Consider the following 13,134-nt stretch of genomic DNA (forward strand, 5'->3'; position numbering starts at 1 on the left):
ACTAGGATATCTCTATCGGTAGCCACAGCGTTATCGGCATTGAAGATGGTTTGATCTATATCCTGATTAAAAGTAGTAGTAGATTTTTTCTTTCTTCTGTCTTTAACTAGGATATCTCTATCGGTAGCCAGTGCGTCGTCCGTATTTTGTAACTGTATTTTTATAGTTGTTTGATCAATTGAAGTGGCTGCAGTTATTGTTTTTTCTTGGGCTGAAATAATTGCTAAATTAAATAAAGATAATGCTAAAATTCCTGTTAAATTTTTCATCTGTGAAAGGTTTCGGGGTTAATAAAATTTGTTGATACAAAAATATGGAAGTGAATCCATAGTAATATTGAGAGCTCGGAATTAATAGTAAAAAACCTACATCTACTAGTTAGTAAGTATAGTGTAAGAGGATTCTATTAATTAAGAGCGGTTATTGCGTTTTTGGAAAGAACCTGTTTTAATTGCTCCACATTACTGCTATAAGTTTTGGAAAATGGTAAATGCAGTTTATTGTATTTTAGAGTGCATGTCCGCTTTCCGTAATTGATTCTTGATACAAAATTGGTATTTATAATATAACTTTGATGTACTCGAATAAAGTTAGGTGGCAAATAGGTTTCGAAAGTTTTTAACGTTTTAAACGCACTAATAGTACTTCCGTCTTTCATAAAAAAATCAGTGGTATTATTGTCTGCTTGTAGATACATAATCTCATTGGTATTTAGATAGCGGTAATCTTTATAAGACTGTAACAATAATGTCTCTGGATTTTTTTCCTTTGGCAGCTTCATTTTTAACCTAAGTATGGTCTTTCTAACTTCTAACTCATTTAGAGGAAGCATCCAATAATCGAAGAATTGATTTTTTAATGCTTGGTAAGCAAAGTCTTTTGAAGTAGACAAAGCAATAAGTATGGGAATTTCACTTAAATATTGATGTAATTCCATAATCATATGGAAGTATTCAAATGCTTTATCATTTAGGTGTACAAATACGATATCTGAAGTGTGCTTTAGAATGGTATTTAACCCTTCATTACTGTCTGTCTCTACACCATTGCATCTGAAGTCTGCATACTCCCCCATATAATGTTGAAGTTGTAAATTTGACTTCGCATCAGTATTTATAATGGTATATGTATATCCCACTTCTCACCATTTTCTCGCAAAATAGTAATCTTAAAAACTTTAAATTGAATTTAAACCTTAGAATAACTAGGGTTTTTGTTTTATTAAGCCATTTTATTGTCCTTTGAAAGGGTATTCATGCAAGAGAAGCTGATTTGTACTATGGTGAAAAATAGTTGTTCCCTTTAAAATGTTTATTATTTAAGTGGCTTGCTTTTAAGGCAGCAGTAGCGTTTTACGCTTATAGATGATATAATAGTAAATTAGTAATAGGGAAGGGGAATGTAAGTGCGATAAACTTCACTTTAAATGTACCTCCAGCATTTGTATCAGTTAATGAATTTGCTGTAAAATAGCAGGGGAGAGGTGTAAATGGAGCAATTCTAGGGATTGGAAATAAAAATATTAGCTATTTCCTCACTAATTCGCATAGGCTTAAAGGTTTCTGAGTTTAACAGGCACCATTCAGTTTTTGCTTTGACCAATAATTGACCTGTTTCTTTGTTAGACATCTCCACAATACGAATACTAACCGGACCTTTACTTTTGGTTATATAGGTCTGTAACTCAATTACATCATTTAATTTAGCTGCGTTCTTATAGGTGATATGGTGCGTTAAAACCACCCATACTGTTGTATTGATCAGCTCATCTGGTGCTTTGGCTTTCCAATGGTCTTTTGCGATATCTTGCATCCATTGCACGTACCTAACATTATTTACATGGTTTAAGTCGTCAAGGTCGTCTTCTACAACGATTAGTGTCTTTTTAAATACACTCATAATTATTTTTTAACAATGTTAACCTCAAAAAGCTTATCCCAGTTTTTGCCAGTTACAAAAAAGGTCTTTCGTTCTGGGTGATAGGCAACACCGTTTAAAACGTCTAAATTTTGGTGTTGTGTAACTTTATCTTTAAGTCCGCCAAAATTAACAACTCCCTCTATTGCGCCACTTTTAGCATCAATTATCATCATGCTCTCTTTTTGGTATACGTTGGCGTAAATTTTTCCGTCCACATACTCCAGTTCATTGGCCCTGTTGAAAATAGAAGTGTTGGTTACTGTTTCAAAATAGCCTTCCTCAGCCATAGTTTCGGGATTTAAGGACCATATTTTCTCTGTGCCGTCGCTTTTAAAAATGGTAGTTCCATCATTACATAGTCCCCAGCCTTCTTTGCTTTGGTTGTATTTAAAACTATCTATCTTTTTAAATAGGTCTAGATCGTATATAAATCCAACTCCACTTTGCCAGGTTAGTTGATAAATCTTACCGTTCATAATAGTAATCCCTTCACCGAAGTATTGATCTTCCAAGGCTATTTTCTGGAGTACCTTGCCAGTTTTGTAATCTACTTTGCGTAGGGAGGAGTGCCCTTTCCTACCCGTACTTTCGTATAGGGTATCATTGTAAAACTCTAAGCCCTGAGTATACGCGGTATTGTCATGCGGAAACTCATTAATTATTTCGTAGGTGTATATTTCCGGTGCATTTTCGGCCAAAAGTTTTATGTCTTTATTAATTTCTACCGCACCTCCATCAAAGCTAATATTTGCGGTTATAGTTTTAGCCCCCAGTTGGGGTAAATTAAGCTCAATTTTATTGTCTACAACTGCTACTTCTGTGTTGTTAATATAATAGGTTACTTTGTCTATTTCCTTATTTTTTTTGTTGGCTATTGCGATGTTGACCACGTCGTTTTTCTTGAATTCTGTTTTATTTCCTTCTAACTGAATTTCGAAAAGTTGATTTAAGTCTGTGTTCCCTCCGCAAGCCACAAAAAATATGGGGAATAGAAATAAGAGATTTATTTTGTTAGATATCATTTTAGTGAGTTTAGGGTGCTTCGAAATAGGTAAAAATAATTTTTTAAAGACTAAATTTTGTTGAGATTTCGCAACAAAATTTATTATATGACCTTCATAATCAAACCTTCATGTATGGCGAATTAATAATGCAATTTAATGGCAAGATATTTAATAAAATTTAGATGCAAAAAGGATTGTTTAAAAATTAAAACTTTGTATATTTGCACCGGCAAGTCCTACACGACCAGCTCCTGTAGAATCCCCCAGGGTGGGAACGCAGCAAGGGTATATGGTTGTAGCGGTGCGATGTAGGTAGCTTGCCATTTTTTGTGCCCTAAAGTCAGATTCTTTTCGCACTATATAAAACAAAAAGTGTCACTAACTTTTTGGTTTAATTCCCTCTTCACTCCTCTTTTATTCGTTAATTTGCAGACTTATTTTATTTAGATGGAGCAAAAGGTTGTACTAGTGACAGGTGGTTCTTCAGGAATTGGGAAGTCTATTGGGATTTATTTAAAATCCAAGGGATATATCGTTTATGGAACTACCAGGAACTTAGCTAAGAATTCCAATTTTACAGATTTTAATCTTTTAGAACTAGATGTTCGTAATCCGGGCAGTGTAAAACTTGCGATTACTGAACTCCTTGAAAAAGAAGGAAAGATTGATGTTCTAGTAAATAACGCTGGAATAGGGATTACTGGTCCAATAGAAGAAACGCCACATGAAGAGATATTAAAAGCGTTTGACACTAATTTTAATGGCCCGTTGCATCTTGCTAAAGCGGTTTTACCCTCCATGAGGAGTCAGGGATCGGGATTAATTATTAATATTACTTCCATTGCTGGTTATATGGGCCTTCCCTACAGGGGAATTTATTCTGCAAGTAAAGGAGCGCTAGAATTGGTAACAGAAGCGTTAAGAATGGAAACCAAAGCTTTTGGGGTGCACTTTACCAATCTTGCGCCAGGTGATTTTGCAACGAATATCGCAGCGGGAAGATATCACTCCCCAGTGTTAGAAACGTCACCCTACAAGGAGCCTTATGGTAATACCTTAAAAATGATGAATGAGCATGTGGAAAGTGGAAAGGATCCTATGTTAGTTGCACGGATGGTCTATAAAATAATCAATACCAAAAATCCTAAGGTGCATTATAAAGTGGGTGAGTTTATGCAAAAGTTCTCTCTGTTTCTCAAAAAAATACTACCAGACAAAGTGTACGAGAAACTTCTAATGAACCATTATAAATTGTAATTTTACAACATATATAAGGTTGCACCCATTTTTGAGGTGCTTATAGCATTAATAATTAAAAAATAATAAAAATGAAGTTCTTTATTGACACGGCTAATTTAGCGCAAATAAAAGAAGCCCAGGAATTGGGCGTTTTGGATGGGGTAACTACAAATCCATCCCTAATGGCAAAGGAAGGGATTACAGGAAAAGATAATATACTAAAGCATTATGTTGATATCTGTAATATAGTTGATGGTGATGTTTCTGCAGAGGTTATCTCAACTGACTATGAGTCCATGATTAAGGAGGGTGAAGAGTTGGCAGAATTACACGATCAAATCGTGGTTAAGGTTCCAATGATTAAGGATGGTATAAAAGCAATCAAATATTTTTCTGATAAGGGAATAAGAACTAACTGTACGTTGGTGTTTTCTGTAGGTCAGGCTTTATTGGCTGCTAAGGCTGGAGCATCATACGTTTCTCCATTTATTGGTAGGCTAGATGATATTTCTACTGATGGTTTAAACCTGATAGCAGAAATTAGACACGTTTATGATAATTATAATTTTGACACCGAAATATTAGCGGCTTCTGTGAGACATACAATGCACGTTATAGATTGTGCTAAAATTGGTGCTGATGTAATGACTGGACCTTTGTCTTCAATAGAAGGTTTATTAAAGCACCCATTAACTGATAGTGGATTGGCTAAATTCTTAGAAGATTATAAGAAAGGAAACTAAAATTCTTTTATATAGAATTGTTAAAGCCTCATAATCTAATTGTGAGGCTTTTTTTATGTGAATTTTGAATAAAGCAAACTAATAAAAAGGGATCAAGGAATAGCGCTCCGTAATTCTAATTTTATAAACGTGCTGTAGAGGTAAAAGGGGGTCATGACCAATTGTTGTATTTATGCAAACAATGAACCTTAAATATTAATTCAAATTAATAAAGTTTTATATATACGATTAACTGAGTTTTACTCAAATATATTCTTTCATTTTACTCAAGTGGTTTTCTATTGATTTTTATCGGTTTTCGTGAATCTGCGATTTCTTTGCTTGTCCAAAGAAAACGAACAGGGCATTAAAGCGAAGGTACTGTGTACCTTTGATTTGAGGAGCCAGCTGTAGCGATGGCCCACGCGCCAACTGGCCCCTCACTACAAATGCAAATCGTTGCATTTTCCGATCGGTCCTAATGAATTTTTTAGATCGAATCTAAAAACCAGTTTCAAAACTCCGCGCTTTTTCGGAAATAAAAAAGCTGAATCTCGGAGCTTTTTCAACTTATTCTGTGGATAAGGAATACAATACAAGAAGCTTCTTGCAAAAGTTTTCGGCCTACTTTCTCCTTTGGTAGTAAATCAAGAGTTTACCACATTGGCTTAAGGTAGGTTTACCTACCTGAGGTTGGCGTCCGGCAGCCCATATTCCCTAAGTCATTAGAAAGTTTACCTGCCGTTAGGAAGGCGGCCTGGACGCTGTGGCAGTAGAAAGTCCGTAGATTTCAAGAAAGGAGAAATCAGCCTAGATTTTTTTGAATACTTTTTTATTCATCTCCTTATCTATTGCTTTTTAAAGGAATTCATGAATGCTGAGCATTTCATCAATGGAAAAAAGTATTGAAAGGCCTGTTTAAAGGTGAATTATTGTTACTGTGCTTACCTGATAATTTTGACTACACACACACACACACACACAACTTTTGAGCTTGATCCCTTTTGATCTTGGTCCGTAAAAGGGAGTTAGTTTATTATAGAATTTCAACCAAGGCTTGTATAAACATAGCTTCTTTAAAAACTTCTGTAGAGATCAGCATAAGCATCTACAATAAGTCCATTCTTGGTGATAATTCCCTTGTTGAGTCCGCCTATTACCAAAGTATATTTTAAGTTTTCAAAGTCGTCTGTCCTATACTGATAGTCTAGGTCTAGATTGTTGGTAATAAGCATAGATTGCCAACGCATCATTTCTGTGTTGCAGTTTATTCCTATGAAAGTATATTCTGGCTTTTGTTTTTGGAGTTCATTAACCCTTTGAATAATATTCTCAAAGTGTCCCTTTTGGGTTGCAGACCAGAAGTAAAAAACGGCATTTTCTTCCTTCGCAGCAATATCTTGTAAGGAAACTTTGTTCTCCCCATTATCATAAACCAAAACCGGTGGCAGTTTTTTATTGGGCTGCATATTTTTAACACCCTCGTAAACAGCTTCTATTTCTGCAATATGCTTGTTGTTAGAAGAATACTTATGGAAGTCAGAAATAAATTCTTCAATGTTATTCTCTGTATCGTGTACGTTAATAAGGTAATACAAAGCCACACTCCTAAACAAATTATCTCTAATTTTTTTTGAATTCACTAAACTGTCTATCAGTTTTAGTTTATGTTGATTAAAGTGTAGTTTGTCTTCAATAATTTGAATGTGTTCTCCATTACAATTAGATGCGCACCCCATATAGGTGAGGTTGTCAAAATGGGTTTTTAGAAAATTGTAATAATACCTATGATAGGTAAGATCATCTATATTATAATCTATGTTTTTTCTATAGCTATAGAAGTTATCATCTAATTTCGGAATCGTTTTGCTTCCAGAAGTGTGTCGGTGCCAAAACGGGTAGTTTTCCTTATAGTTATAGTAGTTGTAGTCTATACTTGCTTGTGCCATGGAAATGGCACTTTCCGAAAGCTTAGCTTCCTTTTGCAAAACATTGAGTATAGAGACTTTTAACTGTCTTAATGAATCTATTTTATTAGCAAATTCATCAGGATTAAGTCGAGAATAGGAATAGGCAATAGGAATCTCTTCTTCTGTACTCAAGAATAATTCTAGAAGGAAATTGTTAATTTCTTTCCCCCTCCCGGAAAATATAAGAGACTCGTCAAAATCTTCCGTGTTTAAACGTATCATTATACTGTCGCCTTGTTCTAAGTAAACATACTGTAATTCCGGTTGGTGATTAAAATGGTATAGGCCTTCAACAACAGACTCTAGTTGCATGGAGAACTTGTTGTCTTGGTTTAATTTTGCAGAATCTATAACGATTTCATCCTTGTAAAGCACCACGTATTCACTAGTGGGATTAATAATTTCACCAGCGAAGAATACATTTGGAGACTTTTTAGCTTCTGTGCCACAACTAACAACAAAAGCAAGTATAAAAACGTAGAGTAAAGGTTTATTCATATTTGAATAGCAACTTTGTTGTTAACAAAGCTAGGAAACGGAATAGATATTGGCTGTTAATAGTGAGTTAAATATCATTTAGGCCTGCTATAGAGGGGATAATGAGGTTACTATATACTTGGATTGAAGGGGTTATTTTCGTTATTTTTGCACAAATTATTAAAACACTATTTATTTATGCTATCAGTATCAAACTTATCCGTGCAATTTGGAAAGCGAGTCCTTTTTGACGATGTGAATGTTTCGTTTACACAGGGCAATTGTTATGGTATTATTGGTGCCAATGGCGCAGGAAAATCTACCTTTCTTAGAGTCTTGTCTGGCCAGATAGATCCCACTTCTGGGCATGTTAATTTAGAGCCGGGTAAAAGGATGTCTATTCTAGAGCAGAACCATAATGCGTATGATGAACATACGGTATTAGAAAGTGTGGTTATGGGGAATAAACCCTTGTTTAAGATTAAGAAGGAGATAGATGCGCTTTATGCGGATTATAATGATGAAAATGCCGATAGAATAGGGGAGTTGCAGGTTCAGTTCGAAGAAATGGACGGATGGAACGCTGATAGTAATGCAGCCGCTTTACTTTCTAATTTAGGAATTACAGAAGATATGCATTTTGCCTCTATGGCGGACATTGATTCTAAATTAAAAGTGAGGGTGTTATTGGCTCAGGCTTTGTTTGGAAATCCAGATGTATTAATAATGGATGAGCCTACCAACGACTTGGATTATGAAACCATTAGTTGGTTAGAGAACTTTTTAGCTAATTATGATAATACAGTTATTGTTGTTTCTCACGATAGGCACTTCTTAGACTCTGTATGTACTCATATTGGGGATATAGATTTTGGTAAACTTAACCTATACTCTGGAAACTATACGTTTTGGTACGAGAGTAGTCAGCTAGCTGCTAGACAACGGGCACAGCAAAACAAAAAAGCTGAGGAAAAGGCTAAAGAATTACAGGAATTCATTAGGCGTTTCAGTGCTAACGTTGCTAAGAGTAAGCAAGCAACCTCAAGGAAAAAGATGCTTTCTAAACTGAACGTTGAGGATATAAAACCTTCAAGTAGAAGGTATCCTGCTATTATTTTTGAAAGAGAAAGAGAAGCAGGAGATCAAATATTAAATATTGAGAAACTTTCGGCTACTAGTGAAGAGGGAGAAATTCTTTTCCAAGATGTTAACATAAACTTAGCTAAAGGAGATAAAGTAGCTATTATTTCTCGTGATTCTAGGGCATCCACTGCTTTTTATGAAATTTTGAATGATAACCGAAAAGCAGATAGTGGTGAGTTTCAATGGGGAGTGACTACTACACATTCTTACCTGCCAGCAGATAACTCTAAGTTTTTTACCAAGGATATTAACTTGGTAGATTGGTTAAGGCAATATGCTAAAACCGAGGAAGAACGTGAAGAGGTAAGTATTAGAGGGTTTTTGGGTAAAATGCTTTTTAGTGGAGAAGAAGCCTTAAAAAAATGTACCGTTCTCTCTGGAGGGGAAAAAGTGAGATGTATGCTCAGTAGGATGATGTTGATGCGAGCAAATGTTCTTATGCTAGATGAGCCTACCAATCACTTGGACTTAGAGAGTATTACTACCTTTAATAATTCCTTGAAGAATTTTAAGGGTACAGTAATGTTAACCACGCATGATCATGAATTTGCACAAACAGTTGCAAATAGAGTTATAGAGCTGACTCCAAAGGGTTGTATTGATCGCTATATGACATTTGAGGAGTATATGTCTGATAAATCTATCAAGGAACAACGAGATAAAATGTATTCTGTTCCGGCATAAATAGCTTAGCGAGATACTTTAAATTAGTGAGTGACGCTAGTTTGTTTAAGTATTCCGTTTAGGATTCTAATTAATAAAGTCTTTATCCTTATTCTTTTAAGAATTGGATAAAGACTTTTTGTTTTCTTATTAGGTGGCTAATACAGCTACCATTCTATTGTGGCGTACAGTTTATTTTGTTCAGCTAAGAGGAAAGGAAAAGTTACGTTTTTAAATACTTGTTATTCCAAACAGCTGGACTAAAGTTTTTTCCTTTTGCAAAAGCGTAATAGACCACCATTGATACTACCGATTTAATCATAAAAAAGAAAATGATTAGGAATTGGGCTGTAGAGCTCGTTTTAGAGAATAACGCGTGTGGTACAATTAAGGTAAGGAGATAACTTAAGAGTAAGATAAATACTAGTAGATTCCCCATATTTTTATAAGGCCACATCATTACTTTTCGGAAAGGGTGTAAATCCTTTCCCCATTTGTGAATTAAGTAATAGTATCCATTATTTATCGGGACAAATAATATTGGATCGTCAGGATCTTCCAATTTAAACAATTTGGAAGGGGCAAGAATCTTAAAGCCCTTTAATTCTATGCCGTGTTCCTTTTCTAATTTCCTTATTTTAGTTAGCGCTTCTTGTGGGATTACCCCTTTATAATAATGAGAATCCAAAAATCGAAGTCGATAATCAATGGCAATATTCTTGATATGGTTTATGGAATAAATCTCTGTGGTTTCTAAAAGATCAAAATTAAAACGATTTGTTATGTTTGGGGATTTTGATGCTAAGTTTTGAGTTATTCTTTCTTGAGCTGAATCCACATCTTTAAGGATGTCATAGACCTCTTTCATTATTAAATCGGAAGAGTTATCCTTTTGTTTTGCCAGAATAAGTTTTTTCTGAATATTGGTTTTTTGCAACAACATATCTCTCTCTTTTAGGCAAGAACATAAAGTTAAGAAATTATCGATTTAAATGCATATGGAAAATCATAAATAGTTTTTCAAGCAGCTTAATGTCGTTAAGGAATCTAGAAAGATCTTTTTATAATCTTGATATAGGAAAATAACTATAGGGTAGAGGGTGGTTAGAATTGCACTCTAATTAATGGGTGGTCCATGAGGTTAGGTATTTGTGGTGTGATTTTCAAGACTAAAACTTCCTTGAAAATTAATTCTTTTGCCTTTGGAGTATAAAGGTAACTATTGTGATATTGGTTGCGAGTTTGGTAATTAGATACTAGTAAAAAGTGTTGTAGAAAATAAAATAGCCCGTTCATTGAACGGGCATTTTTTAATTTTAACATTAGTATTTTAGGAGCAAATTAGATCACTATCTTAATTCGGCGCCTAATTCTTCTTGGTATCGCTTTCTCAATTTATTCATAATACCATCAACTTGTTTGTCTGTTAAAGTGGCTTTTTCATTGCGTAAAGTATAACTTACTGCATAAGATTTTTTGCCTTCAGGTAGACTTTTTCCTTTATAAACATCAAAGAGATTTACATTTTTTAGAAGTTTCTTTTCGGTGTCCCTAGCTATATCATAAATTTGTTTAAAGCTTATACTGTTATCCACTAAAAGGGCGTAATCGCGTTTTACTCCTGGATATTTTGTTATTGCTTTAAATTTAATTGGTTTGCTTTGACTTAGTATTTCTAGGATATAGTCCCAATTAAAATCGGCAAATAGCACTTCTTCCTTAATGTCGAACGCTATTGCAATGGATTTATCTATAACCCCAAGAGATACAACCTCTTTATTATCAATTTTTAGAGAAATTCCTTCAGAGAAAATGGTTTTAGTGGTGGGCTCTGACTCAAATTCAGGAAGTCCTAATCTTTCTAGGATGTTTGTTACTATAGACTTTATAAAAAAGAAGTCCGATTTTTGAGCAGGGGAAACCCAGCTGTCTTCCGCTCTATTCCCTGTAATTATGAGACTTAAATGCTTTTTTTCTTCTCTTTTATCTGGGTATTGATGGTAGGTTTTTCCAAATTCGAAGAATTTAAGATTATGCATTTTTCTATTGGCATTGTGTTCAATTGCCTCTAGACCAGAAAATAACATTGACTGCCTCATTACCGAAAGATCTAGACTTAACGGGTTTAGCATAGTAATAGTTTGCTCCTCCTTTATGTCTGAGCTTAATTTACTATACTCCGGAGAGGTAAGACTATTCGATAATATTTCATTAAAACCATTGGAGGCTAGTTGATTACCAATGATATTTTGGATTTTGTAATCTTCAAACTTTGATGATGGGGCTATTGAAGCGTTAAGCTTTTCTGTATACTCTATATTGTTATAGCCGTAAACACGTAGGATTTCTTCTATTACATCTACCTCTCTTTGTACATCTATCCTGTAAAAAGGAATAGATAATCCTAAGCCAGATTCAGTTACGTTTTTAACTTTTATATCTAATGAGGCTAAGATTGACTTTATAGTGTCTTTAGAGAGATTCTGACCTACTAGTTTGTTAATTTTATCAAAAGTTAAGAATACGTGGTAATCGTCCTTTTTCTTGGGGTATATATCTACAATGTCTGAAGTGATTTCTCCCCCAGCCACTTCAATAATAAGTAAGGCCGCACGTTTTAAAGCGTATTCTACATTATCTATATCTATACCTCTTTCAAACCTAAAGGAGGCATCGGTATTGAGTCCGTGTCTTTTAGCAGATTTACGTACGCTGATTGGGTTGAAAAATGCACTTTCTAAGAATATGCTACTAGTAGTTTCTGTTACACCAGAATTCTCGCCACCAAATACACCTGCAATACAAAGCGGTTTTTCTGTGTCGCAAATCATTAAGTCCTCCTTATTCAGCGTTCTTTCAACACCGTCTAAGGTGGTGAATTTAGTGCCTTCTGGGAGGGTTTTTACGAAAATTTTGTTGCCTAGTATTTTGGAAATATCAAAAGCATGTAATGGTTGTCCTAACTCATGTAATACATAGTTAGTGGCATCTACAACGTTATTTTTTGGTGTAAGTCCAATAGCTTTTAATCTATTTTTTAACCACTCTGGGGAGGGTTTTACTACAAGATTACTTATGGTTATACCGCAATATCTTGGTGCTAATAGGCTATCTACCACCTCTACATCAACTTTTAATGATCGGTTAACAACATTAAAGTGGGTGACAGGAGGTGTAATAAGCTCTTTATGAATACTTCTTTGCTTAAGTCCGGCTTTTAAATCGCGAGCAACACCAAAATGACTCATTGCATCAGCTCGGTTGGGAGTAAGTCCAATTTCGAAAACTTCATCGTTTTCAATTTCAAAAACCTCAGAACAAGGGGTTCCTACTTCTAAAGTGTCGGGTAATACCATAATACCATCGTGACCTTCTCCTAACCCAAGTTCGTCTTCGGCACAAATCATCCCATGACTTTCTTCTCCCCTAATCTTCCCTTTCTTAATCTTCCACGATTCGCCTTCTTTGGTGTATAATGTGGTGCCTATTGTGGCAACAGGTACTTTTTGACCGGCAGCAACATTTGGAGCACCGCATACTATTTGTAAAGGTTGCTCCTGTCCAATATCTACGGTGGTTAATTGCAGCTTGTCTGCGTTGGGGTGTTTTGTGCAGCTAAGCACTTCACCTACCACAATTCCTTTTAATCCTCCTTTAACGGATTGGAAAGCGGAAATACCTTCAACCTCTAAACCTAAGTCTGTTAATAATTCCGCTGTTTTATGGGAGTCCCATTCAATTTTTAAAAACTGTTTTAGCCAGTTATAAGATATTTTCATCGCTTATTTTTAGAGATGTCAAATATAAAACAATGCTGCAATACATTCAATAGGTTGTAGGTGTAATTGTCTTATTTTTTATCGCCATGAAGGTTTCCTATTAATGGATGGAGAATTCAATGTGCAAAGAGATTTTTTAATTCCATTGAAAGTTTATATAATATTCTATGGGCTTAATAGGATAAATTACTTTCTATATTGTAGTTTTGTCCCTTAA

At 34.9% G+C, this 13,134-nt stretch carries 10 protein-coding genes and 1 other RNA gene; 4 read left to right on the plus strand and 7 right to left on the minus strand.

The window, feature by feature from the left end:
• The 4 genes from H344_RS20340 to H344_RS0113810 all read right to left on the minus strand — a co-directional run.
• On the minus strand, positions 1 to 269 hold a 269-nt coding region (locus tag H344_RS20340; RefSeq protein WP_034256677.1), incomplete at its 3' end, for a hypothetical protein.
• Positions 270 to 406: 137 nt separating this feature from the next.
• Positions 407 to 1,138, minus strand: coding sequence for a LytR/AlgR family response regulator transcription factor (locus tag H344_RS0113800; RefSeq protein ID WP_026810852.1), 732 nt, complete (start codon positions 1,136 to 1,138; stop codon positions 407 to 409).
• 362 nt (positions 1,139 to 1,500) lie between these two features.
• The gene (locus H344_RS0113805) at positions 1,501 to 1,899 is read right to left on the minus strand and encodes an acyl-CoA thioesterase (protein WP_026810853.1); all 399 of its coding nucleotides are present in this window, start codon (positions 1,897 to 1,899) and stop codon (positions 1,501 to 1,503) included.
• A gap of 2 nt (positions 1,900 to 1,901) precedes the next feature.
• Positions 1,902 to 2,942, minus strand: a complete 1,041-nt coding sequence (locus tag H344_RS0113810) for a glutaminyl-peptide cyclotransferase (RefSeq protein WP_034256679.1) — start codon at positions 2,940 to 2,942, stop codon at positions 1,902 to 1,904.
• Positions 2,943 to 3,151: 209 nt separating this feature from the next.
• Here H344_RS0113810 and ffs point away from each other — a divergent pair.
• The 3 genes from ffs to fsa all read left to right on the plus strand — a co-directional run bounded on the left by ffs (position 3,152) and on the right by fsa (position 4,906).
• Positions 3,152 to 3,250: signal recognition particle sRNA small type (gene ffs, locus H344_RS21485), an RNA gene on the plus strand.
• A gap of 121 nt (positions 3,251 to 3,371) precedes the next feature.
• Entirely contained in the window at positions 3,372 to 4,181 is an 810-nt protein-coding gene (locus H344_RS0113815) for an SDR family oxidoreductase (protein WP_026810855.1), read from the plus strand.
• Positions 4,182 to 4,252: 71 nt separating this feature from the next.
• Positions 4,253 to 4,906 carry a fructose-6-phosphate aldolase gene (fsa, locus tag H344_RS0113820; RefSeq protein ID WP_026810856.1) on the plus strand — a complete coding sequence of 218 codons (654 nt, stop codon included), beginning with the start codon at positions 4,253 to 4,255 and terminating at the stop codon, positions 4,904 to 4,906.
• 1,055 nt (positions 4,907 to 5,961) lie between these two features.
• Here the strand turns inward: fsa and H344_RS0113825 are convergent.
• Positions 5,962 to 7,353 carry a hypothetical protein gene (locus H344_RS0113825; protein WP_026810857.1) on the minus strand — a complete coding sequence of 464 codons (1,392 nt, stop codon included), beginning with the start codon at positions 7,351 to 7,353 and terminating at the stop codon, positions 5,962 to 5,964.
• 177 nt (positions 7,354 to 7,530) lie between these two features.
• On the opposite strand from H344_RS0113825, the gene H344_RS0113830 reads away from it, so the two are divergent.
• Positions 7,531 to 9,159 (plus strand): ABC-F family ATP-binding cassette domain-containing protein, encoded by a 1,629-nt coding sequence (locus tag H344_RS0113830; protein ID WP_026810858.1) that lies wholly within the window; start codon positions 7,531 to 7,533, stop codon positions 9,157 to 9,159.
• Positions 9,160 to 9,361: 202 nt separating this feature from the next.
• On the opposite strand, the gene H344_RS0113835 is transcribed toward H344_RS0113830, so the two are convergent.
• Both H344_RS0113835 and pheT read right to left on the minus strand, forming a co-directional pair.
• The gene (locus H344_RS0113835) at positions 9,362 to 10,081 is read right to left on the minus strand and encodes a hypothetical protein (RefSeq protein ID WP_026810859.1); all 720 of its coding nucleotides are present in this window, start codon (positions 10,079 to 10,081) and stop codon (positions 9,362 to 9,364) included.
• A 406-nt stretch (positions 10,082 to 10,487) separates the two neighbouring features.
• Positions 10,488 to 12,917 (minus strand): phenylalanine--tRNA ligase subunit beta, encoded by a 2,430-nt coding sequence (gene pheT, locus H344_RS0113840; protein ID WP_026810860.1) that lies wholly within the window; start codon positions 12,915 to 12,917, stop codon positions 10,488 to 10,490.
• Between the last annotated feature and the right edge of the window lie 217 nt (positions 12,918 to 13,134).

Source organism: Arenibacter latericius DSM 15913, assembly GCF_000424985.1.
GTDB lineage: Bacteria > Bacteroidota > Bacteroidia > Flavobacteriales > Flavobacteriaceae > Arenibacter > Arenibacter latericius.